Origin of the sequence: Micromonospora sp. CPCC 206061, assembly GCF_036906915.1 — a bacterium.
Lineage (GTDB): Bacteria > Actinomycetota > Actinomycetes > Mycobacteriales > Micromonosporaceae > Phytohabitans.
Genome location: NZ_JBAKHX010000012.1, coordinates 75,595 through 99,132 on the forward strand (window position 1 = coordinate 75,595; position 23,538 = coordinate 99,132).

Annotated in this window: 20 protein-coding genes; 13 read left to right on the top strand and 7 right to left on the bottom strand. The window is 69.8% G+C overall.

All coding sequences use genetic code 11. From position 1 onward, the window contains the following. Positions 1-4 precede the first annotated feature (4 nt). Entirely contained in the window at positions 5-970 is a 966-nt protein-coding gene (locus V6V89_RS12235) for a zinc-binding dehydrogenase (RefSeq protein WP_334619164.1), read from the bottom strand. A 42-nt stretch (positions 971-1,012) separates the two neighbouring features. After that, positions 1,013-1,435 carry a CBS domain-containing protein gene (locus V6V89_RS12240; RefSeq protein ID WP_334619165.1) on the bottom strand — a complete coding sequence of 141 codons (423 nt, stop codon included), beginning with the start codon at positions 1,433-1,435 and terminating at the stop codon, positions 1,013-1,015. Positions 1,436-1,591: 156 nt separating this feature from the next. On the opposite strand from V6V89_RS12240, the gene V6V89_RS12245 reads away from it, so the two are divergent. From V6V89_RS12245 to V6V89_RS12265, 5 genes are read left to right on the top strand one after another with little or no spacing between them, the layout of a single operon-like run. Beyond that, positions 1,592-2,614, top strand: coding sequence for a LacI family DNA-binding transcriptional regulator (locus tag V6V89_RS12245; RefSeq protein WP_334619166.1), 1,023 nt, complete (start codon positions 1,592-1,594; stop codon positions 2,612-2,614). Beyond that, complete coding sequence (locus tag V6V89_RS12250) at positions 2,611-3,957, top strand: ABC transporter substrate-binding protein (protein ID WP_334619167.1); 1,347 nt, start codon at positions 2,611-2,613, stop codon at positions 3,955-3,957. The genes V6V89_RS12245 and V6V89_RS12250 overlap by 4 nt, the downstream gene beginning before the upstream one ends. Then, the gene (locus V6V89_RS12255) at positions 3,958-4,866 is read left to right on the top strand and encodes a carbohydrate ABC transporter permease (protein ID WP_334619168.1); all 909 of its coding nucleotides are present in this window, start codon (positions 3,958-3,960) and stop codon (positions 4,864-4,866) included. It abuts the gene before it with no gap. Beyond that, positions 4,863-5,729, top strand: coding sequence for a carbohydrate ABC transporter permease (locus V6V89_RS12260; RefSeq protein ID WP_334619169.1), 867 nt, complete (start codon positions 4,863-4,865; stop codon positions 5,727-5,729). The genes V6V89_RS12255 and V6V89_RS12260 overlap by 4 nt, the downstream gene beginning before the upstream one ends. Next, the gene (locus V6V89_RS12265) at positions 5,726-7,822 is read left to right on the top strand and encodes a beta-galactosidase (protein ID WP_334619170.1); all 2,097 of its coding nucleotides are present in this window, start codon (positions 5,726-5,728) and stop codon (positions 7,820-7,822) included. Before V6V89_RS12260 ends, V6V89_RS12265 begins: the two co-directional genes overlap by 4 nt. Before the next feature lie 2 nt (positions 7,823-7,824). Here V6V89_RS12265 and V6V89_RS12270 read toward each other — a convergent pair whose 3' ends face one another. Continuing rightward, a complete protein-coding gene (locus tag V6V89_RS12270; RefSeq protein ID WP_334619171.1) occupies positions 7,825-8,622 on the bottom strand; it encodes a universal stress protein in 798 nt (265 codons plus the stop codon). Between the two features lie 94 nt (positions 8,623-8,716). Then, entirely contained in the window at positions 8,717-9,802 is a 1,086-nt protein-coding gene (locus V6V89_RS12275; protein ID WP_334619172.1) for a hypothetical protein, read from the bottom strand. A gap of 676 nt (positions 9,803-10,478) precedes the next feature. On the opposite strand from V6V89_RS12275, the gene V6V89_RS12280 reads away from it, so the two are divergent. Beyond that, the gene (locus tag V6V89_RS12280) at positions 10,479-10,901 is read left to right on the top strand and encodes a sigma factor-like helix-turn-helix DNA-binding protein (RefSeq protein WP_334619173.1); all 423 of its coding nucleotides are present in this window, start codon (positions 10,479-10,481) and stop codon (positions 10,899-10,901) included. A 239-nt stretch (positions 10,902-11,140) separates the two neighbouring features. Here the strand turns inward: V6V89_RS12280 and V6V89_RS12285 are convergent, their stop codons facing one another. Both V6V89_RS12285 and V6V89_RS12290 read right to left on the bottom strand, forming a co-directional pair. Beyond that, positions 11,141-13,720, bottom strand: a complete 2,580-nt coding sequence (locus tag V6V89_RS12285; RefSeq protein WP_334619174.1) for an ABC transporter permease — start codon at positions 13,718-13,720, stop codon at positions 11,141-11,143. Next, a complete protein-coding gene (locus V6V89_RS12290) occupies positions 13,721-14,476 on the bottom strand; it encodes an ABC transporter ATP-binding protein (protein WP_334619175.1) in 756 nt (251 codons plus the stop codon). Between the two features lie 155 nt (positions 14,477-14,631). Between V6V89_RS12290 and V6V89_RS12295 the strand changes: the two genes are divergently transcribed. Genes V6V89_RS12295 through V6V89_RS12310 form a run of 4 tightly spaced genes read left to right on the top strand, consistent with a single transcriptional unit; the run spans position 14,632 to position 18,268 of the window. Next, positions 14,632-16,077, top strand: coding sequence for an RICIN domain-containing protein (locus V6V89_RS12295; RefSeq protein ID WP_334619176.1), 1,446 nt, complete (start codon positions 14,632-14,634; stop codon positions 16,075-16,077). Positions 16,078-16,110: 33 nt separating this feature from the next. Next, positions 16,111-17,331 (top strand): ROK family protein, encoded by a 1,221-nt coding sequence (locus tag V6V89_RS12300; RefSeq protein WP_334619177.1) that lies wholly within the window; start codon positions 16,111-16,113, stop codon positions 17,329-17,331. 14 nt (positions 17,332-17,345) lie between these two features. After that, positions 17,346-17,741 (top strand): glycoside hydrolase, encoded by a 396-nt coding sequence (locus V6V89_RS12305; protein WP_334619178.1) that lies wholly within the window; start codon positions 17,346-17,348, stop codon positions 17,739-17,741. Further along, positions 17,723-18,268: a hypothetical protein gene (locus V6V89_RS12310; RefSeq protein ID WP_334619179.1), complete on the top strand. Its 546-nt coding sequence runs from the start codon at positions 17,723-17,725 to the stop codon at positions 18,266-18,268. The genes V6V89_RS12305 and V6V89_RS12310 overlap by 19 nt, the downstream gene beginning before the upstream one ends. A gap of 7 nt (positions 18,269-18,275) precedes the next feature. Here the strand turns inward: V6V89_RS12310 and V6V89_RS12315 are convergent, their stop codons facing one another. Beyond that, positions 18,276-20,222, bottom strand: a complete 1,947-nt coding sequence (locus tag V6V89_RS12315) for a beta-galactosidase (protein ID WP_334619180.1) — start codon at positions 20,220-20,222, stop codon at positions 18,276-18,278. 176 nt (positions 20,223-20,398) lie between these two features. Here V6V89_RS12315 and V6V89_RS12320 point away from each other — a divergent pair, with 176 nt between their 5' ends. From V6V89_RS12320 to V6V89_RS12330, 3 genes are read left to right on the top strand one after another with little or no spacing between them, the layout of a single operon-like run. Further along, positions 20,399-21,682: an ABC transporter substrate-binding protein gene (locus V6V89_RS12320; RefSeq protein ID WP_334619181.1), complete on the top strand. Its 1,284-nt coding sequence runs from the start codon at positions 20,399-20,401 to the stop codon at positions 21,680-21,682. 10 nt (positions 21,683-21,692) lie between these two features. Continuing rightward, complete coding sequence (locus V6V89_RS12325) at positions 21,693-22,670, top strand: carbohydrate ABC transporter permease (RefSeq protein WP_334619182.1); 978 nt, start codon at positions 21,693-21,695, stop codon at positions 22,668-22,670. Between the two features lies 1 nt (position 22,671). Further along, a complete protein-coding gene (locus V6V89_RS12330; protein ID WP_334619183.1) occupies positions 22,672-23,493 on the top strand; it encodes a carbohydrate ABC transporter permease in 822 nt (273 codons plus the stop codon). The last annotated feature ends 45 nt before the right edge of the window (positions 23,494-23,538 follow it).

A 23,538-nucleotide genomic window follows, 5' to 3' on the forward strand; every position in this document is an offset into this window, starting at 1 on the left:
GTCCTCAGACCGACAGTAGTGTCTTCCCCGTCACAGCGCGCTTTTCGATGGCGGCGTGTGCCTCGGCGGCGCGCTCCAACGGGTACACCTGTCCCACCAGCGGGGTGACACGTCCGGCGGCCGCGGCGGCGAGCGCCCGCCCGAGGCGCTCCCGGAACTGCTCCGGGGTGAGCTGCACGTCCTGGATGCCGGTCACGGTGATGCGGCGCGCGGCGGCCACGTCCGGGTCGGGTACCGCGAACTCGCCCGCCGGCGTGCCGTACGCGCAGACCCGCCCGCCCGGTGCGACCAGGTCGAAGGCCGCCCGGCCGTACTCCCCGCCGGCGCCGTCGAGCACCACGTCGAGGGAGCCGGCCGCCGCGCGTACCCGCTCGATCCAGTCGGGCTTGGAGTAGTCGACCGTGGCGTCCGCGCCGAGGCGGAGGATGCGGTCCAACTTCGCGCTGCCGCGGGCGGCGGCCACGACGTACGCGCCGGCCGCGTGCGCGAGCTGCACGAGCAGCGCGCCCAGGCCGCCGCCGGCGGCCGTGACGAGAACCTTGTCGCCGGGCTTGATCGCGACGAGGTCCGCGACGGCGATCGCGGTGGTGCCGTCGTGCAGCAGCGCGGCCGCGTCGGTCAGTGACAGTTCATCGGGTACCGGTACCAGCCCGTCCACCGGCACGAGTGCCCGCTCGACGTATCCGCCGTGCGCGCCGGTGCCCGTGACCACCCGGCGGCCCCGCCACGCGGGGTCGACCCCCGCCCCGGTCGCCGCGACCGTCCCGGCGACGCCGACGCCCGCGCGGTACGGCGGTTCGTGGTCGAAGTACGGCTTGCCGTCCCCGCTCCGGATCTTCGTCTCGACCCACAGGACGTCGGCGATGGCCACGTCGACCACCGCCTCGCCGGGCCCGGGCACCGGATCGGGCGCCTCTCTCAGCGCAAGTACCTCTGGACCGCCGAATTGGGTTACCTCAATGACTCGCATGGCACCGACCATGCAACCTCAACACGACTTGAGGTCAAATGGTCAGTTGTTCTCGGCCGCCGCACTGATCTGGCCGAGCGCGGACTGCGGGTCGCGCTCGATGGCCATGTCGCCGAGCGACACGACGCCCACGAGCCGGCCGTTCTCGACGACCGGCAGCCGGCGTACCGCCTTGCCGCGCATCATGTCCACGGCCCGTTCGACGTCGTCGTCCGGCGCCACCGACACCGGGTCGGGGCTGCACACGTCGCCGACCATGGTGACGCGGGCCTCGCGGCCGTCGGCGAGCGCCCGGACCACGATGTCGCGGTCGGTGACGATGCCGCGCAGGTGGCCGTCCAGGTCGACGACGAGCACGTCGCCGATGTCCTTGTCGCGCATCTGCTGTGCGGCGTCGATCAGTGTGGCGTCCGGCGCTACGGTCACCGGGCCAGGGGTCATCACATCGCGAACCGTCTGCGTCATGGCGTACCTCCAAAGCAGTGATGTGGATACATGGGCCCTACCCAGTCGCTGGCCGTTAACACGTTCTTGACATCCGCAGCCCGGAGGCGCACAGTCTGACTACGTAGTCCTGACTACGTAGTCCTGACTACGTAGTCAAGCCTGCGGGAGGGTGCGATGTCCCAGGCCAGCCGCCGCCCGCCAGGCAGCACGGACGTGGCGCGGCTGGCCGGGGTGTCGCAGAAGACGGTCTCCCGCGTGATGAACGGCGAGCCGTACGTCAGCGAGGCCGTCCGCGAGCGCGTGCTCGCGGCGGCGCGCGAGTTGGGGTACCGGCGCAACACCGCGGCCCGCGCGCTCAACCTTGGCCGCTTCCACCGCATCGGGGTCGTGTCGCTGGGCAGCGCGCTCTACGGCCCGTCGTCCACATTGGTCGCGCTGGAGCGGCGGGCCCGCGAGACCGGCTACGCGCTCAGCATCGTCCACACCCTCGAAGGCCAGGACGGCAGCGTCATGGCCGCCGTCGACTCGCTGCTGGCGCAGGGCGTCGACGGCATCGTGCTCTCCGAACCCATCGACGAGGGGCAGGAGCTGCGCATCGAGCCCGAGGTACCGGTGCTCAGCTTCGGGCCCACGCCCGGCATCGAAGGACCGCGCGTCGTCCTCACCGGCGCGTCCGGCGTCGACGCCGGACGGGTCGCCACCGAACACCTGCTCGCGCTCGGCCACGCGACCGTCTGGCACGTGGCCGGCCCGAGCCAGTGGTGGGCGGCCCGCGACCGCGCCAGCGGCTGGCGGCACGCCCTTGCCACCGCCGGCGTCGCCGAACCACCTGTCATCGAGGGCGACTGGTCGCCCGCGTCCGGGTACGCCGCCGGGCGGCAGCTGGCTACCAACCCCGACGTCACCGCGGTGTTCGTCGCCAACGACGAGATGGCGATCGGGGTGCTGCGGGCGTTCGCGGAGGCCCGCCTCCACGTTCCGGGCCGCGTCAGCGTCGTCGGCATGGACGACATCCCCGCGGCGGCTTACCTCAGCCCGCCGCTCACCACCATCCGCCAGGACTTCGAGGCCATCGCCGAGTACGGCCTGGCGCTGCTCGTCGAGGAGATCGAGAGCGGTGCGGCGGCGGCCCACCACGAACTCCCCGCGCACCTCGTCGTACGCGAGTCGACCGCACCACCGAGGGAGACATCATGAGAACACCGCGACTCCGGCTCCTCGCCGCGGGCGTGGCCGCCGGGCTGGTCCTCGCCGGTTGCGGCGGCGGGTCGGACGACGACTCCGGCGGTACGTCCAGCGCCGTCAGCCAGGCCGACATCGACAAGGCGATGCAGACGCCGACCGAGCTGACGTTCTGGAGCTGGGTGCCGAACATCGACAAGGAGATCGCGCTCTTCGAGAAGGAGTACCCCGCGATCAACGTGAAGCTGGTCAACGCCGGTCAGGGCGAGCCGCAGTACACGAAGCTCCGCACCGCCCTCAAAGCCGGCAGCGGCGCGCCCGACGTGGTGCAGATCGAGTTCCAGTACATCCCCACCTTCACCATCACGGGCGACCTGCTCGACCTGCGCCCCTACGGCGCGGAGGCGCTCAAGGACCAGTTCGTGGACTGGACCTGGGGCCAGGTGACCGGCGCGGACGGGCAGGTGTGGGCGATCCCGCAGGACACCGGGCCGATGGGCATGCTGTACCGGCAAGACATCTTCGACAAGTACGGGATCAAGCCGCCGACCACGTGGGACGAGTTCGCCGCGGCGGCCCGCACGCTGCACGCCGCCGACCCCAACGTGTACCTGACCAACCTCGCCTCGAACCAGAACGGCGCCTGGATGGGGCTGCTGTGGCAGGCCGGCTCGCGTCCCTTCAAGACCGATGGCGACCGGATCAGCGTCAGCGTCAACGACGAGGCGTCCAAGAAGCTCGGCCAATACTGGGGCGGCCTGGCGAAAGAGGGCGTCATCTCGACAGACGCCGACTTCACCGACCAGTGGTACCAGGGGCTCAACCGCGGCAAGTACGCCACCTGGCTGACCGCCGCGTGGGGTCCGGTGTTCCTGTCCACCAGCGCCAAGGACACCAGCGGCAAGTGGCGGGCCGCGCCTCTTCCACAGTGGACGGACGGCGGGCAGGAGGCCGGCAACTGGGGCGGCTCGACCAGCGCCGTGGTGAAGACGACGAAGAACCCGATCGCGGCGGCGAAGTTCGCCGAGTTCCTCAACACCGACCCCGAGTCGACGATGATGTTCGCGACCGAGCAGTTCCTCTTCCCGGCTACCAAGGCCGTGCTGTCGAACCCGGCGTTCAGCGACCAGAAGCCGGCGTTCTACGGCGGCCAGCAGGTCAACCAGGTGTTCGCCGGCATCAGCGACACGGTGGCGACCGACTTCCAGTGGCCGCCGTTCCTCGACCAGACCGTCAACGACTGGGACGAGACCGTCGGCAAGTCCCTCGCCGACAGGACCGACACCGTGGCCGCTCTCGACCAGTGGCAGCAACGCATCACGACGTACGCGAAGAACCAGGGCTTCAAGGTGGAATAGATGTCCACTGTGACCGCCGCGGTGCCGCGGCGCCGGCGGGCTGGATCCCGCCGGGCCGCCGCCGGGTACCTCTTCGTGGCCCCGTTCCTCGTGGTGTTCGTCGCGATGCTCGTGGTGCCGCTGGCGTACGCCGGGTACCTCAGCCTCTTCCGGGAGCAGCTGATCGGCGGCACCACGTTCGCGGGACTCGACAACTACACCCGGGCCCTCAGCGACGACCGCCTGCTCGGCGGAGTGGCGCGGGTCGGCGCGTTCTTCGCCATCCAGGTGCCCGTCATGCTGGGGCTGGCGCTGTTCTTCGCCCTCGCGCTCGACAGTGGAGTGTTGTGGCTGTCGCGGCTGCTGCGGCTGGGCATCTTCGTGCCGTACGCGGTGCCCAGCGTGGTGGCCGCCCTCATGTGGGGTTACCTGTACGGCCCGGATTTTGGCCCGATCGCCCAACTGTTCGAGAAGGTGGGATGGAACGCGCCCAACCTGCTCGGGTCGGACTTGATGCTCGGCTCCCTGGCCAACGTGGTGACGTGGGAGTTCACCGGATACAACATGATCATCCTGTACGCGGCGCTGCGGTCGGTGCCCACCGAGCTGTACGAGGCGGCGGCGGTCGACGGCGCGGGCGCGTGGCGGATCGCGTGGAGTATCAAGATCCCGGCCCTGCGCCCGGCGCTGCTGCTGACCCTCATCTTCTCGGTCATCGGCAGCTTCCAGCTCTTCAACGAGCCACAGCTGCTGCAGCGGCTGGCGCCGAACGTCATCGACAGCGCCTACACACCCAACCTGTACGCGTACTCGCTGGCCTTCACCAGCCAGGACGTCAACTACGCCGCCGCGGTGTCGTTCCTGCTCGGGGTCGTCATCGTCGCGGTCTCGTACACCGTCCAGCTCGCGGCGAACCGGAGGCGGTCATGACGGCGGACCGTCTTCCCGGCAGGCGCAGCCCTGTGTTGACGCTCGCGATGCTCGCCTTCCTCGTGTACTTCATGCTGCCGCTCTTCTGGCTGGTGATCGCCTCGACGAAGACGACCGGCGACCTGTTCTCCAGCTTCGGGCTGTGGTTCGCCGACGACTTCTCGTTGCCGCGCAACGTCCGGGAGGTGTTCGCCGCCGACAACGGCGTCTACGCCCGCTGGCTGCTCAACACCGCCGTGTACGCCGTCGTCAGCGCGGGCGGCGCGGCGCTGCTCGCGGCACTGGCCGGGTACGGGTTCGCGAAGTTCCGGTTTCGGGGCAACAACGCGCTGTTCGGCGTCGTGCTCGGGTCCATCATGGTGCCGAGCACCGCGCTGGCCATCCCGACATATCTGGTGTTCAGCAAGGTCGGCCTCGTCAACACCCCGTGGGCCATCATCCTGCCGTCCCTGGTGAACCCGTTCGGCCTCTACCTCATGCGGGTCTACGCCCAGGACGCCGTGCCCGACGGGCTCATCGAGGCCGCCCGCATCGACGGCGCGGGCGAGTTTCGCATCTTCTGGCAGGTGGCGATGCGGCTGCTCGCACCCGGCTTCGTGACGGTGCTGCTCTTCACGCTGGTCGCCACCTGGAACAACTACTTCCTGCCGCTCATCATGCTCAACAACCCATCCCTGTATCCGGTGACCGTGGGCCTCGCGAACTGGGCCGCGCAGGCCTCGATGGGTGGCGGGGCCAGCGGCGACGTGCTGCCGCTGGTGGTCACCGGCTCGTTATTGTCCATCGTCCCGCTGGTCGCCGCGTTCCTGATGCTCCAGCGGTACTGGCAGAGCGGCCTCGGCGCCGGAGGAGTGAAGCAGTGAGTGTCCTGTTCGGAGCGGCTTACTACCCGGAGTACCACCCGTCGCACCTGTTGAAGACCGACCTCGACCTGATGGCCGAGGCGGGCTTCACGGTCATCAGGGTCGGTGAGTCGGTCTGGTCCACGTGGGAGCCCGAAAACGGGCGCTTCGACCTCGACTGGCTCCAGCCCACACTGGACGGTGCCCACGAGCGTGGCATCGGCGTCGTCCTGGGTACGCCGACGTACGCGGTGCCGCCGTGGCTGGCCCGGCAGTACCCGGAGATCGCGGGGGAGCGGGCCACCGGGCGCCGCATCCCGTGGGGCGCCCGGCAGGAGGTCGACTTCACCCACCCGGCCTACCTGTTCCACGCCGAGCGGATCATCCGCCGAGTCGTCGAGCGGTACGCCGACCACCCGGCCATCATCGGGTACCAGGTGGACAACGAGCCCGGCAACGAGCTCCTGTACAACCACGGCGTTTTCCAGCGGTTCGTCGACGACCTGCGCGAGCGGTACGGCGACGTGGAGACGCTCAACCGCGAGTGGGGCCTGGTCTACTGGTCGCACCGACTGTCCACATGGGCGGATCTGTGGGTGCCCGATGGCAACGTGCAGCCGCAGTACGAGCAGGCGTGGCGGCGCTTCCAGGCCGAGCAGGTCACCGAGTTCATCGCCTGGCAGGCGGGGATCGTGCGCGAGTACACCCGGCCCGACCACTTCGTCACCACCTGCATCTCGTACGAGCGGCCCGGCGTCGCCGACGACGAGCTCACCCGGACCCTCGACGTCACCGCCGGCAACCCCTACTACGCCATGCAGGACGGGCTCACCGTGCCCAGCCCTCAGCACAGGCAGCAGCACTGGATGACCCAGGACTGCTGGGCGCTCTACCTCACCGCCGACCGCATGTGGTCCTCCCGCCAGGAGCCGTACCTCGTCACCGAGACCAACGCCCAGGCCATCGGCGGCTCGTGGACCAACCAGCCCGCGTACGAGGGGCAGTGGCGCCAGGCCGCGTGGGCGCTCGTCGCCCGCGGCGCGAAGATGATCGAGTACTGGCAGTGGCGCACCCTCCAGTTCGGCACCGAGACCTACTGGATGGGCGTGCTGCCCCACAGTGGACGCCCCGGCCGCACCTACCGCGAGATCGCCCGCATCGGCGCCGAGCTGGCCCAGGCGGGCGACCTCGTCGACGGCCTCACCCCGGACGCCGACGTGGCGATGCTGTATTCGACACCGAGCAAGTGGGCTCTGGCGGCCCAGCCGGCGCTCGCCCTCCCCGACGGCGGCCCGGACCCGCGCTCGTACCAGGGCGTGTTCGACCCGTTCTACCGGGGCGCGTTCGAGGCGGGCAAGCAGGTGCGCGTCCTGCACACGCCGCAGGCCGTCGACGTCGCGCCTCACGAGTTCGCCGCCCGCCACCCGGTGCTGGTGGTGGCCGGCCTGTACGTCGCCGACGACTCCACACTGGACTGGCTCGTCGCGTACGCCGAAGGGGGCGGCCACCTCGTGCTGGGCCCCCGCACGGGATACGCGGACCACGAGGCGCGCGCCCGCGGCGAGGTACAGCCGGCCCGGCTCGCGGAGGCGGCGGGCGCCTGGTACGAGGAGTTCAACAACCTGCCGGCGGATCTGCCCGTGCTTGCGCGGGCCGGGCTGGATCTGCCCGTGCTTGCGCGGGCCGGGCTGGCTCTGCCCGACGGGGCCGCTGGCACGCGCTGGGCCGACGGCCTCGTCGCGGACGGCGCCGAGGTCGTCGCCGGCTACGACCACCCGCACTTCGGCCGGTTCGCGGCCATCACGACCCGCGCGCACGGCCGGGGCCGCGTCACCTACGTCGGCACGATCCCGAATCCGGCCCTGGGTGCTGCCCTCTTCCGCTGGCTAGCGCCCAACGCGGGCACCTGGGCCGGCGTGCCCACAACGGTCACCTCGACCGGCGCGACAGCGACGGACGGGCGGCGGTTGCGCTTCCTGCACAACTGGTCCTGGGAACCGACAACGCTGACCGTGCCGGTGTCGGCCCGCGACATCCTGGCGGGCACCGACCACGGCGCCGGCACCGAGCTACCCCTGGCCCCGTGGGACGTCCGCGTGATGCTCGAAACCTGATGTCACGAGGCGAGGGCCTGGTCCGTGCGGCGTACGCCGTTGCCGGCGTGGTTCGGGTGGACTCGCGCTACGAGGACCGGGCAGTGGGCGTGTCGCAGGACGGCCTGGGTCACCGGGCCCAGCAGGGTGGGGCGGTCGCCCTGGGCGCCGACCACGACCAGTTGGGCGCCGCTCGACTCGGCGATCAGTGCCTCGTCGGCGGGCAGGTCGACGATGCGGTGTTCGGCTGGCACCGCCGGGGGAGGAGGCTCCGCGCACGGGGCGCCCTCGGCGTGCACGACGACCACGCCGGTGTGGCGGCGGCGGGCCTCGTCGTACGCGGCCTCCAGTCCGACGGCCGCGTCGGCCGAGCCGTCGACGCCGACCACGATCGGCCCCGGCCGTTCGGCGCCGCAGGCGAAGAGCACCGGTTGGCTGGCGCGGGCGGCCACCTGGATGGAGACCGACAACGCCGGGTCGGTGCCGTAGCGCGCGAGACCCTGCCCACCGAGCACGAGCAACTCGGCGTCGTTGGCGGCGCGCAACAGCACCCGGGTAGGGTCGCCGTCGACCACCTCGGACGTCACGGTCAACGAGGGGTATTCGTCGCGGGCGAGCGCCACGGCCTCGCCCAGCATCTGGTGCGCCAACTCGCGGTCGTCGCCGTACTCGCTGGACAGGAAGAGCTGCCACACGAAGGCGTGCACGATGTGTAGCGGGCTGCTTGTCGAGGCGGCCTCCTGCGCGGCGAGCCGAATGGTGTCGGAGTCGGTGGCCATGTCTTTCAAACCCGCTACCACCGGCGCGTTTTCGACGATCATGGCCGCCACCTCCGTCGCTGGCTCCCCTCCCTTAGCTAACCGCATGTGACGGCTTCCGGACAGATGCATACCCAGATCAGCGGCGCGGGCTCGCTCATGACTGCCGGTTGCCCGCAGGCTGCCCCGCGTAACCGCCCGCCAGCGTTCCGAGCAGTGCACCGAGGATTGCCGTGAACACGATGACCCCCGTCCACATTTCCGCGGGCCATCGCACGCCTTCGGCGAGGTGCAATCCGAGCAGTTGCCCCGACCAGACAAGGGCGGGGAAAAGGGCACCGGCGATCATCAGGCGGAGTGGGGCGCCAATGCCGCGTACCCGATCAAAGCGGATGAGAAGCGCGTCCGCGACCGCGGCGCCGCACACGGCGGCGATCGCGCCGGCGGCCTGGGCCGCCGGAAACTCGAACATCACCATGATGAAGAGCGCCACACCGGCGGTGACCGCGGTCGCCGCACCGGGCGCCGGCCGCCGCCGCAGCACCAGCAGCAGCGGTACCGTCAACAGCAGCGTCGTGATCACGTAGCTGCTCACGCCGGTCAGCGCGACCAGTCGGGTCATTCCCTCGAGCCCGCTCGCGTCACCGTCCACCCCGTCATACGGCTGGGTGGGTGCCATCGTCATGAACGCGGACGAGTGCGTGAGCAGGATTGTCGCGGCCATCGCCCCGAGGGTCACCGAGACGATGCCCGCGATCGCGCCGCGGCCGGTCGCCCACCACGAGCGCAGCGGGCTGGTAACGATGAGGACGCCGCCCACGTCGAGCAGCATGTGACTCGGGCTGAACGTGGCCTCCAGGCCGACCTCGATCCCGATGGTCTCGTGCCAGACCATGTCGGCGAGCCCGCCGGTGAGGAACAGCAGCACGCCGAATGCTCCGAGCCGGTATCCGGCCGGCCAGCCGTCGCGCCACCAGCGCGGCGCCTGGTCTCGTCGCTGGTAGGCGAGCCAGAACGTCCACGCCGCGCTGCCGGCGAAGCCGGCGTACAGCAGGCCGTGCCACGGGGTGAAGAACCCTTCGAGCGTCTCGATGACGTTGGCGTGTGCCCAGCCGTCGGAGAGCGCGCCGCCGACGAGACATGCGGCGAGCAGCACCATGACGGCGTCTTCGCGTGGGGTGGCCGCCCGGACCCCATCGGTGCGGGCGGGCGTGTCGATGGGCCGGACTCCGCTGATGGTCATGGCCCGTATCGTCCCAAATCCCACCCCGTGTGCGGATCGGCTGTTTCGACGGCTGCCGATCGCGACAAATCGAAAACTCTACTAAGCGGATAGGATATACGGCGCTTTGAGCATGGACTTTATGTCGCCAACGCCGTAGTTCCCAAGAAGCGGTACACCGGTGGGCGCGTCAGTGCTCCCCCCACTCGCGGTCCTGGAGGCCGATCTCCCATCAGCGACGCCCCATCGCGGCGTGGGCAGCGACCCACGGCCCCCTCCTGGCCGCCGGCCAAGCCATCCCCCTCCCGCGCGCCTCCCCGCGCGCCTCCCCGCGCGCCTCCCCGCGCGCCTCCCCGCGCGCCTCCGCGCGCCGCGTGCGGGCGCGCCTCCGCGCGCGCTCTGCTCGTCGATCAAGGGCAAATGCACGTGGTTTGATCTCTTTTCCGCGTGCGTTTGCCCTTGATCCATGCAGATCTCCTTGATCGGTGCCGTTGCGCGCTCGTTCCGGACCACGCCGGCGCGCGGCCCCGCCAACGCCACTACCGGCCGGATTGCTCGACATCTCCCGGTCGGCTAGCGCCGGGCCGCACTCGCTCGTACCCACCCGAAGCCCGCAAGGAAAATTTGTGTTATCCGCTTTGGCGGCCCGCATCTCCTAGTCGTGCGCGAATCAACTGGGGGATTGAGAGGCTGCGGGATGAGCGACCATAACGGGCAGGTCATGTGGCTAGCGCGGCCGGCGGGCGGCCGGCACCGGCACCCCCCACTCGCCGGCGGCGACGGGCGGCGCGGCGCGGAGCAGGGGAGCGGCGGCGAGCACCGGAACACCCGCTGGTCCAGCGCCACCCCCTCCCGGACCGCCCACCGGCCCCACCAGGCCGACCCGCCGCCGCTGGCTGAGCCGGCGGCGACCTCGTCCGGCGCCAGGCTCGACGCGGCGGCGGTCACGGCGGCGCTGTCGAGGCTCGACCCCGTGCACCGCGAGATCCTGGCCGAGACGTACTTCCGCGGCCGTACGGTCACGGAGGCCGCGACCACGCTGGGCCTGCCCGTCGACACGGTGAAGGCCCGCGTGTACGCGGCCATCCGCGCCCTGGACCACGCCGCCCGCGCCGCCTGACCACACACCCGACGGCCGTGCCGCCCGAGAGCCGTGCCGCCCGAGAGGCGTGCCGCGGCCGATGGCCGTGCCGCCCGACGGCCGTGCTGCTGCCGGTCCGCGCCGATCAAGGCCATTCCGTCGATCAAGGGCAAACGCACGTGGAAAAGAGATCCAACCACGTGCATATTCCCTTGATCGACGGAAGAAGGGGCGGCGGGCCTCCGCGGAGGCCCGCCGCGCCCACGGGCGGAAGCCCATTACTCGTAGGCGATCGCCGCCAGAACGTTCAAACGGGCGGCGCGGCGGGCCGGCCACAGGGCGGCCAGGACGCCCGCCACCACGGCGATCAGCACGAACACGATCAGGCTGACCCACGGGATGGCGATCGTCGTCAGGAAGTCGCGGTCGATCAGGGCGGTCGCGATGGCCACGCCCAGCGCGATGCCCATGACGATGCCGAGCACGCACCCGAACACCGCCATCACCACCGACTCCGTGCCGACCATCCGCGTGACGCCGCCGCGGCTCATCCCCACGGCGCGCAGCATGCCCAGCTCGCGGGTGCGCTCGTAGATGCTGAGCAGCAGCGTGTTGAGGATGCCGAGCAGCGCGATGACGATCGCCACGCCGAGCAGCACCGAGATGATCCCCAGCGCGATGTCGGTGAAGCTGGTGAACTGGTCGATCAGGCTGGACCGGTCGCCCACCGTGACCAGCGGATAGTCGGACATGATGCTCTCGACCTCAGGTATGACGGTGCCGGGGTCGGTGCCGTCGTCGAGCGACACGTAGGCCTGGAACGCCAGCGGACCGTTGAAGTTCGACACCGCGGCTTGGGGCAGGATCATCGTGTCGGTCCAGATCGGCGTCGACTCGTAGACGCCGACGAGCCGGTACGGCCGCTCGCCCCCCTTGTTCAGCTCGACGGGAATGGCGTCGCCGACGGACCAGCCGCGCGAGTCGGCGGTGTTCTGGTCCGCGACGACCTCGTCCGGGCCGAGCGTGCGCAGGTCGCCCTCGACGGCCTTCAGGGCGAACATGTCGCGCGCCACGGCGAGGTCGTCGATCGCGAAGACGCCGCCGAACGGCGGTGACCCGTTGTCGACCCGTGCGTCGACGGTCAGGTAGAACGGGACCGCCTGGTCGACGCCGGGCAGCGCGCGTACCTCGTCGATGGCCTCGGAGGAGAAGCCGATCGTGCCGTCCGGCGGGCCCTGCGTCGAGTTGGTCTGGATCACGATCTCGGCGCCAATTGTCGAGCTGATCGTCTCGTCGATCGTCTTGTTGAACGAGGCGGCGAGCACGCTGGCCGTGCTGACCAGCGTCACGCCGATCATCAGGGCGGCGGCGGTGACCGCGGTGCGGCGCGGGTTGCGCAGCGCGTTGCGGACGCCGAGTTGGCCGCTGATGCCCCAGCCGACCGCGCGCCCGATCAGCCCGGCGAGCGGGCGGGTGAGCAGCGGCGAGAGCAGCGTGACGCCGAGGAAGAACAGCAGCACGCCGATCAGCAGGGCGGGCAGCGTGAGGCCGCCGATGCCGGTGAGCGCGGCGCCGGTCAGCGCCGCGCCGGGCACGGCCAGGGCCGTGCCCGCGATGGACAGCGCGAGGAGGGGCTTGTCGGGCCGCGCCACGTCGCGCATGGCCGCCAGCGGCGGGACCGCCGACGCGCGAACCGCCGGCACGAAGGCCGCTATCACGGTCACCAGTACGCCGACGGCGTACGCCAGGATGATCGGTGTGGCGCCCACCTGGATGCCGGCGCCCGGCAGCTGAGCCCCGATGAACGAGGTGAGCGCGCTGCTGCCAGCCATACCCAGGCCGATGCCGGCGAGCAGCCCGAGCGTGCTGCCGACGACACCGACCAGCACCGCCTCGACGAGCACCGAGCTGGTGACCTGGCCCCAGCTCGCGCCCATGGCCCGGAACAGCGCCAGCTCCTTGGCCCGCTGCGCGACCAGGATGTTGAACGTGTTGAAGATCAGGAAGATGCCTACGAGCAGCGCGACGATGGCGAACGGCCCGAAGAAGTACGTGGTGACCGCGGACAGCCCTTCCTGCACCTCGTTGGCGGCGTCTTCGTTGGCCTGCTCGCCGGTCTTGGCCTCGAACCCGGCGGGCACCAGCGGCGCCACCCGGTCGCGCAGCTGCTCCTGCGTGACGCCGGGCTCGGTGCCAAGGTACGCGCCGGAGAACCGGCCCTCGGCGCCGTAGAACGTGCGCTGCGCGAACGCCTCCTGGAAGAGGATCAGCGTCTCGCCGGCGAGCGAGTCGCGGTCACCCTCGTAAGCCACGATGCCGACGAGCGTGAACTCGCGGGCCTCGTTGACTTCTGGCAGGTACACCTTGAGCCGGTCGCCAACGGCGGCGTGCGCCTGCTCCGCCGTGTACCGCGAGATCGTCACCTCGGTCTCGGCCGTCGGCCACCGGCCATCGGCGATCGAGACGAGCGCGAAGGGGTCGTCGCCGGTGACGCCGCCGCCGATCTGCGGCGCGCCCTGGGTGGTGACGGGCTTGCCGTCGCGCACGTCGAACGGGATCACGCCGAGGGCGGTGACGTCGCCTTGCGCGGTGGCCACGCCCGGCACCTGGGCGAGTGCGTCGACCTGCTGCTGCGTGAGCAGCGGCTGCGGGTCGTCATCGGCCGCCTCTTCGGTGGGCATGACCTGGACGGCGACGTTCTGGTTGATGGACCGCAGCAGCTTTTCGAAGCGCGCGGTCAGCGAGTCGCTGAGCACGAACGCCCCGGACAGGAACGACACGCCCAGCACGATCGCCACGATGGCGAGGGTCAGCCGCAGCTTGCGGGAGAACAGGCTCTTGAGGCTGGCGCGCAGCATCTACGCGCCTCCCGTTCCGACATCGAGGCCCTTGAGCTTGTCGAGCACCGCTTCGGCGGTGGGCTCGGTCATCTCGTCGACGATCTGCCCGTCGCCGAGGAAGATGACCCGGTCGGCGTACGAGGCGGCCGCCGGGTCGTGGGTGACCATGACGATCGTCTGCCCGTACTCGCGGACGGAGTTGCGCAGGAAGCCGAGCACCTCGGCACCGGAGCGGGAGTCGAGGTTGCCGGTGGGCTCGTCGGCGAAGATGACCTCCGGTCGGGCGACGAGGGCTCGGGCGCAGGCGACGCGCTGCTGCTGGCCGCCGGAGAGCTGGCTGGGCCGGTGGCCGAGGCGGTCGCTGAGGTTGACCGTCTCGATGACCGTCTTGTACCAGTCAGGGTCGGCCTTGCGGCCGGCGATAGACAGCGGCAGCAGGATGTTTTCCTGCGCGGTGAGCGTCGGCAGCAGGTTGAACTGCTGGAAGATGAAGCCCACCTTGTCGCGCCGTAGCCTGGTGAGCCCGGCGTCGCCGAGGCCGGTGACCTGGGTTTCGCCGATGAAGACCTGCCCCCGGGTGACGGTGTCGAGGCCGGCGAGGCAGTGCATGAGTGTGGACTTGCCGGAGCCGGACGGCCCCATGATCGCGGTGTATCGGCCTCGTTCCAGGTCGACGCTCACTCCGCGGAGCGCGATGACCTGGGCTTCCCCCGAGCCGTACACCTTCCAAAGGTCGGTTGCGCGAGCGGCGACATCGGTCGTAGTCGTGGTCACCCCATCACCGTAGGGGCGCGGGCGACACTTTCCGTCCTTCCCAGGAAGGGTCGCGTGCCCTGCCTGAGGTGGAGAAGGCCACGAAGGCATCGATGAAGGTCTAGCGCTCGCACTATGTCGCGTGCTTATCATAAGCCCCCGAATAAGGAGGTCCCATGCGCAGGGCACCGCGCACAAGACATCTGGCGGCCGTGCTGGCCGGGCTGCTCCTCCTGCTCGCGTTCCCGGCCGCCGCCCGCGCCGCGACCGTCACGGTCACCAACGGCGTCCAGTTCACCGACACCTCCGGCAACCCGCTGCACGCCCACGGAGGCGGGATGATCAAGGTCGGCGGCTATTACTACTGGTTCGGCGAGAACCGCAACGACAACAACACCTTCCGGTACGTCTCCGTGTACCGCTCCACCGATCTGCGCAACTGGGAGTTCCGCAACAACGTCCTGACCCAGAGCTCAGCGGCTGAGCTGAACGTCAGCAACATCGAGCGCCCGAAGGTCATCTACAACTCGTCCACGGGGCAGTACGTGCTCTGGATGCACTGGGAGAACGGCTCCGACTACGGCCAGGCCCGGGTCGCGGTCGCCACGTCGTCCACCGTGGATGGCAACTACACCTACCGGGGCAGTTTCCGGCCCCTCGGGTACGACTCGCGGGACATGACCGTGTTCCGCGACGACGACGGCACCGCGTACCTCATCTCCGCGACCCGCGTGAACGCCGACCTCAACATCTATCGCCTGACCTCCGATTACCTCGGGGTCGCCAGCCTGGTCCAGACGCTCTGGGTCGGGCAGTACCGGGAGGCCCCGGCGATGTTCAAGCGCAACGGGGTGTACTTCCTGTTCACCTCCGGCGCCACCGGCTGGTCGCCCAACCAGGCCCGGTACGCGACCGCCAGCAGCGTCACGGGCAGCTGGACCTCGCCGACGAACGTCGGCAACAGCATCACGTACGGCTCCCAGTCCGCGTACGTCGTGCCGGTGCAGGGCACCTCGACCACCTCGTACCTCTACCTGGGCGACCGGTGGGCCGGTGCCTGGGGCGGCAAGGCGAACGACTCCAAGTACGTGTGGCTGCCGCTGTCCTTCCCGTCCAACACGTCCCTGTCGATGACCTGGTACCCCCGCGTGAACATCGACACCGCCACCGGAGCGGTCAGCGGCAACGGCTCCGGCAACGCGTACGAGACGCTGCGCGCTCGCCACAGTGGACAATGTCTCGACGTGGTCAGCCAGGCGACCGGCGACGGTGTCGAGGTGGGGCAGTACGGCTGCAATGGCGGCGCGAACCAGCACTGGCAGGTGCTCGACCTCGGCACCGGGTACCACCAGCTCATCGCGCGGCACAGCAACAGGTGCCTAACCGTACCGTCGTCGTCGACCGCCGACGGGGTGCGGGTGACCCAGCAGGCCTGCGGCGGCGGCACCAACCAGCAGTGGCAGATCACCGATGTGGGCAGCGGCTACTACCGGCTCACCGCCCGGCACAGCGGCAAGTGCCTGGACATCGTCAGCGGCTCGACCACCGCCGGCACCAGGGCTATCCAGTACGCCTGCACGAGTGGTACGAACCAGCAGTGGCAACGGACCGGAGCGCCGTAATCTAAGGGTTCGTCGAAGGGTTACAGTTTGCTCGTGAAGCGTACGTCCAGAGACATTCGGGTAGCGAACCGCTTCGAGGTGCTACGGCACATCATCGCGTCCGCCACAGTGTCCCGCCAGCAGATCGCCAGCGACACCGGCCTGAGCCTCGCCACGGTCTCCAACCTCGTGGGCGAGCTGCTCGAGTTGGGCCTGCTCGTCGAGGTCGGCTACCAGGACTCGGGTGGCGGCAGGCCCCGCGGCCTGGTCGCCATAAACCCCAACGGCGGCGTCCTGGTCGGCATCGACGTGGCGGAGACGTACGTACACGTCGAGCTGTTCGACCCCGCGCTGACGGTACTCGCCAGTGTCGAGGAAGAGCTGCACCCGGAGGAGAACCGCCCCGATCAGGTGGTGGCGCACGTCGTGTCCAGCGTCGAGTCGGCGCTGGCCACGGCGGGCGTCGGGCACGACCGGGTGCTCGGCGCGGGGATAAGCGTGCCGGGCCAGGTCGACCGCGAGGGCGGGGTGTCCGTCTTCGCCCCCAACTGGGACTGGCACGACGTACCCCTGCGCAGCCAGCTCGCGCGCTCCCTGGACATGCCGCTGTACCTGGACAACCCGCTGCGCGCGTGCGTGGTGGCCGAGCTGTGGTTCGGCGCCGGGCGCGGCCGCGACGACGTCGTCGTGGTCAACCTCGGCACCGGCGTCGGCGCCGGCCTGGCGTTCGGCGGCGCGCTCTACCGCGGCGCCACCAACAGCGCCGGCGAATGGGGCCACACCACGCTCGTCGTCGACGGCCGGCTCTGCCACTGCGGCAGCCGTGGCTGCGTCGAGACCTACGTCGGCGCGCCCGGCATCATGCAGAACCTGCGCGACCTCGCCCCCAACAGCCCATTCCTGCACCCGGACGACCAGACCGCCACGATCGAGGCGCTAGCTCGCGCAGTGGCCGACGGCGACCCGGTGGCGGCCAAAGTGGTCACCGAGACCGCGCGGTACCTCGGCGTCGCGGTCGCCGACCTCATAAACCTCGTCAACCCCGAAGTCGTCGTGCTCAGCAGTTGGGTCGCCGCCCGTCTCGGCGACGCGCTGCTCGCCGAGGTGCGAGCCGTGGTGGGCCGTCACGCGCTCCGCCGCCCGCTCGCGGCCACCGAGATCACGCTGTGCCGCATCGCCGGCAACCCCGTGAGTCTCGGCGCGGCGACCTTCGCCCTGGAACGCTTCCTCTCCGCCATCGGCACCAACGCGGGAGGTCTCGTCCGCCAAACCTGACCCGGAGGTACCGTATGCGCGTTTCCCGCCAGCTGGCTGCCGCCCTCGTCGTCGGGCTCACCGCCGCCCTCTCGGTTGCGACACCGGCGTACGCGGCCGCCGGCGCCGAGGTCTCGCCGGCACCGGCGCAGACCATCGACAACTTCGGCGCGTCCGGCGCCTGGTGGCCAAACGACCTGGTCAACTTCGCTCCCGCGGCGCGCCAGCAGGTCGCCAACCTACTCTTCGGGTCCAGCGGGCTTGCGCTGAGCGCGTACCGGTACAACATCGGCGGCGGCGGCACGGCGGTCACCAACCCGGTCCGCGCGCCGCAGACCTTCCGCACCTCGTCCGGCGGCTATGACTGGAACAGGGACGCGGGCGGCCGGATGTTCCTCCAGTACGCCTCGACATGGGCGTGCGGGACCTGATCGGCTTCGTCAACAGCGCCCCGGCGGCGTGGACCAGCAACGGGCAGAGCTGCGGCGGCACCCTCGCCTCCGGGAGCACCCAGGCGTTCGCCGCGTACCTGGCCGACAGCGCCTTCCACTGGTGGACCGCGCTGTCGCCGATGCTCGGCTGCGATCCGGTCGCCAGCTCCGGCTGCCAGAACCGGGCCAACTCGTCCGGCTGGAACGACGGCCTCATCTACTACGACCCGAACTACGCCAGCAACGGCAACCAGTCCCTGTACGTGACGAAGCGTTACTACGGCCTCGCGCACTACAGCCGGTTCGTGTGGCCGGGTGCGGTGCGGCACAACGTGACGGGTGCGCCCAGCGGTGTACAGGTGTCCGCGTTCGACCACGATGGAGCGTGGACGCTGGTCGTCAACAACCTCAACAACGCCAGCACGTCGCTGACCGTCCGCACCCCGACCGCCATCTACACCTGCAATGGCGGCACCAACCTATGGACCTGCCACGGCGCGACAAACCAGTCCTGGCAGCGCTCCTAGAGGCGGGTCACGGGCCGAGGATGGTCACGGTGTGGGGTGGGAGGGGGGTGTCGGCGGCTCTCACCTCGGTATCGGAGTCGTTGGTCAGGAAGGTGTAGGTGCGGCCGTCGGGGTGGCGGCGCTGGACCGCCTCGACCCCCGGCGGCGGGTCGCACAGGATCGGCGCGACGTCGGCGGCCGCCGCCACCCGGACCAGCAGCGCGCGTACCTCCGCGTCGTCCAGGTGGGTGGTCAGGTAGTACGCGGTGCCGGCGCCGTGCGGGCGCCGGGTCAGCGCCGGCGCCCCGGCCAGCGGCCCGTCCGCGTACGACACGAGGACCTCGGCGTCGACCGCCGTCGCCAGCTCGGTCCACACTCGACCGGACGCGCCGTTCGACAGCGCGACCCGAGCACCGGCGGCGAGGGGGAAGAACTCCTCCACGTGTACGCCGGTCAGGTCACGCCAGGCGCCGTATCCGCCGAGCCGGATGTGGTCGTTCTCGTCGACCACGCCTGAATACGGTCCGATGAGGACGGTGCCGCCCCCGGCCACATAGGAGGTGAGCGAAGCGGCGTCGGCGTCGCTCACCAGGTGCAGCGCTGGCGCCAGCACCAGCTTGTACCGCGACAGGTCCGCCCCGGGCGGCACGAAGTCGCACGTGATCGTCGCCGCCCGCAGCGCCGCGTGCCACTGCTCGGTGAACGCGACCGGGTCCATGTCGACGCTGGGCTGGCTGGGGTGGCTCTGCGCCCACAGGCTCGACCAGTCGAGCAGGATCGCCACGTCGGCGACCACCTCGCTGCCGGTGACGCCACTGAGGGCGCCCAGCTCGGCGCCGAGGCCGACGACCTCGCGCCACACCTTCGTGTCCGTGCCCGCGTGCGGCACCATGCCGGAGTGCCACTTCTCGGCGCCGGCCCGGGACGCGCGCCACTGGAAGTACAGGACGGCGTCGGCGCCGCGGGCGACGTGCCCGAGGGAGTCGCGGCGCAGGCGGCCGGGCGGTTTGGCGAGGTTGCGCGGCTGCCAGTTGACGGCGCTGGTGGCGTGCTCCATCAGGGCCCAAGGCCGGCGACCGGCGAGCGACCGGGCCAGGTCGGCGATGAAGGCCAGGTTGGCGTACGGGTCGGCGCGCTCGGCGAACAGGTAGTGATCCATGGCCACGACGTCCACTTCGGACGCCCACGCCCAGAAGTCGACCTTCCACCCGTCGTTGAGGAAGTTCGTGGTGACGGGTACGCCGGGGGAGAGGCGGCGCAGCACGTCGCGTTCGGCGCGGTAGCAGTCGAGCAGCTCGGCCGAGGAGAACCGGTAGAAGTCCAGCTGCTGCGTCGGGTTGGTGAAGCTGGGCGTCTGCCGGGGCGGGATCACCTCGTCGAAGGACGTGTACCGCTGGGACCAGAACGCGGTGCCCCAGGCGGCGTTGAGCGCGTCCACAGTGTCGTACCGGTCCCGCAGCCAGCGCCGGAACGCCTCAGCCGACGTGTCGCACCAGCAACGCGCGATGTGGCAGCCGTACTCGTTGTTGACGTGCCACATGGCGAGCGCCGGGTGTTCGGCGTATCGGCTGGCGAGCTGCTCGACGAGCGCCACGGTGGCGTCCCGGTACGCGGGAGAGCTGGGACAGTACGACTGGCGGCTGCCGTACCAGAGACGTTGCCCGTCGGGGCCGACGGGCAGTGACTCGGGATGCTTGTGGCTGAACCACGGCGGCGGTGTGGCGGTCGCGGTGGCCAGGTCGGCGCCGACACCGTGCGCGGCGAGCAGGTCCATGAGCCGGTCGAGCCAGCCGAACTCGTACCGGCCGGGGGCGGTCTCCAGCATCGCCCACGAGAACACGCCGACGGTCGCGAGGTTGACGCCGGCCTGTTTCATCAGCCGGAGGTCTTCGGTCCATACCTCTTCCGGCCACTGCTCGGCGCTGTAGTCGCCGCCGAAGGCGAAGCCGGATAGGGAGGGAATGCCGAAGGCCATGGCGGAGATCGTCCACACCGAAGAAGGCCGCGTCAACGGGTTGGCAACACTTATTCTTTGGCCTTGACGAAGTGGTTGGTGATACCTAGGCTACGCCTCACTTAACTGGCCCGAAATGTTTTCGACCGGTCGACCTGTCGATGCGTATCTAACTACGAGAAGAAAGACGTCGCATCATGAGCGGATCAACCCCCGGCTTGTCCCGTCGCGGTTTCCTGGGTACCTCGCTGCTCTTCGTCGGTGGCGTCGCGCTGAACGCCTGCACCTCGGACCCCACGGGTTCCGATTCCGGTTCCGGCGATGCCAAGATCACGCTGAACCACTGGTACCACGAGTACGGCGAGCAGGGCACCCGCGAGGCCGCGATGCGCTACGCCGCCGACTACACCAAGGCCAACCCCGACGTGGCCGTCAAGGTCACCTGGGTGCCCGGTGACTACAAGACCAAGTGGCAGTCCTCCGTGCTGACCCCCGACGGCCCCGACATCTACGAGATCAACGAAGTCACACCCGACATGGTCCAGCAGCAGCAGGTCACGCCGCTGGACGACATCATCGGGTCGACCAAGAGCGAGCTGAACGAGCACGCCCTTGGCGCGCTCACGCACAGTGGTAAGACGTATGGCGTCCCCATGATCATCGACGTCATGTACCTGTACTACCGCAAGAGCCTGCTCAGTGGCGCGAGCATCCAGCCGCCTACCACGCTGACCGACCTGGTCGCCGCGTCCAAGGCGCTCACCAAGGGCAAGACGAAGGGCATCTTCGTCGGCAACGACGGCATCGCCGGCATGAGGGGCGTGCTCGCGTTCTCGGTCGGCCAGCAGTACCTCGACGGGCGCAAGGCGGTCTACGCCAGCCCGGAGATCGCGGACGCGCTCACCGTGGCCCGCCAGCTGTTCACGAACAACTCGATGCTGCTCAACTACACCACCGAGTGGTACCAGCCGGACGCGCTCATCTCCGGTGCCACCGCCATCTCCTGGGGCGGCATGTGGGCGCTCCCGGCGCTGCAGAAGCAGATCCCCGGCGACTTCGGGCTGATCCCCTGGCCGAAGCACGGCGCGAACGGCAAGCCGGTCGTGATCCTGGGCGGCTGGTCGCAGGTCGTCAACGGCAAGAGCAAGAACATCGACGCGGCCAAGAAGTACGTGCAGTGGCTGTGGCTGCAGAACGCCGACGTGCAGAAGGACTGGGCGCTCAGCTACGGCTTCCACGTCCCGCCGCGCGCGTCCACCGCCGCCTCCGCCACGCCGCTCCAGTCGGGCGAGGCCAAGACCGCGGTGGAGATCCTCAACCAGTACGGCATCCGGAACACCGCGCTGTGGGCGCCGTCGGTGCAGAAGCCGTACGACGACGCGGTCTCCGACATCATCAAGAAGAACGCGGACGCGACTGCCACGCTGACCAAGGCGCAGCAGCAGTCGCAGCAGGCGCTCGACGCACTTCCGCAGGTCTGAGGCGCGTACGGTGTCCCTCCGTACCGCCTCATCCGGCGCGAAAGCGGCGCCGCGCTCCCCGCAGGGCACTGCGGGGGCGCGGCGCCGCCGCGTGGACTGGCCGGCCTGGCGGGCCTTCATCCTGCTGACCGCGCCCATCGTCGTCGGCCTGCTGATCTTCAAGTACATCGCCATGGCCTGGGGCTTCCTGCTGAGCTTCAGCGAGGCCCGGGGCACGATCTCGCTCGGCAACTGGGTCGGCATCGACAACTATCGCCAGCTCTTCGCCGACCCCCGGTTCCAGGACGCGCTCTGGATGATCGTGCTGTTCACCCTGGTGATCGTGCCGATCACGTTCGGCATCTCGCTGGGGCTGGCGGTACTCGTCAACCGGCTGCGCCGCGGGCGGGCGTTCTTCCGCACCACGTTCTTCATCCCCGCCGCGGTGTCCTATGTGGTCGCTTCGCTCATCTGGAAGATGAGCCTCTTCAGCGGCGTGCCTGCGAGCGCGGCCAACTCGCTGGCCGGCCTCTTGGGTCAGGAGCCGACCGCGTGGATCGCGACCGTCGACCCGCCCCTGTACTGGATCGTGATCATCACCGTGCGGCTGTGGCTCCAGGTCGGCCTGTACATGATCCTGTTCCTCGCCGCGATCCAGAACATCCCCGCCGAGCTGTACGAGGCGGCTCGGGTCGACGGTGCGCGCAGCGAGTGGAAGCTCTTCCGGCACATCACGTTCCCGCTGCTGCGTAACACTTCGGTCGCGATCGCGATGTTGCTGATCATCGCGTCGTTCCAGGCGTTCGACGAGTTCTACAACCTGCTGTCGACCGGTCTCGCCGGCGCGCCCGGTCCGGACGGCCGCCCGCCGCTCGTGTACCTCTATGACGTCGCCATGGGCCAACAGGACTACGGCCTCGGCTCGGCCGGCGCGTTCGTCGTGACCCTGCTGATTATCGCGTTCACGCTGACGCAGAGCAGGCTGACGGGTTTTGGGAAGGAGGACTGACGTGAAGAACGCCCGCGTGGGAACCTATCTGGCGGGGATCGTGTTCGCGATCCCCTTCCTCTTCCCGTTCTACCTGTTGCTGCGCAACTCGTTGATGACCCAGCAGGAGCTGGGCGGCCTCGACTGGGTTTGGTGGCCCAGCGACATCAGCTTCCAGGGCTTCAAGGACGCGTTCGACAACACCAGCGTGCCGCTGGGGCGGGCGCTGATGAACTCGACGATCGTCGCGGTGGTCTCCGCGCCGGTGTCCACATTGCTCGCCGCGATGGCCGGGTACGCCCTGGCCCGCATCAAGGTGGCCGCCGCCAAGCCGGTGTTCGCCCTGATCATTGTGACGATGATGGTGCCGGGTGCCGCCACGTTCGTGCCGACGTTCGTCGTGGTCGGGTCGATGGGCGGCGTCAACACGCTGTGGGGCCTGATCGTGCCAGGCCTGTTCAACGCGTTCGCGGTGCTGTTGTTCCGCGGCTTCTACCTGCGCTTCCCGCAGGAGATCGAAGACGCCGGCCGGGTCGACGGCCTCGGCCACCTCGGCGTGTTCGCCCGGCTGGCACTGCCCAACTCGGGCGGGCTGCTGGCCGCGCTGGGCGTGCTGTCGTTCATCGAGCACTGGAACGCTTTCCTGTGGCCGCTGGTGATCGGCCAGGACCCCGCGTTCTGGACCGTCCAGGTGGCGATGTCGACCAACCTCACATCGCAGTCGATCAACCTGCCGGCGCTGTTCGCCAGCGCCGTCGTCTCGGTGATCCCGCTGGCACTGGTGTTCCTGTTGGCGCAGCGGTACATCGTGCGCGGCGTCATGATGACCGGCATCAAAGGCTGATCACACAAAGAGCCTGGCGTCCGCACAAACGGACGCCAGGCTCGC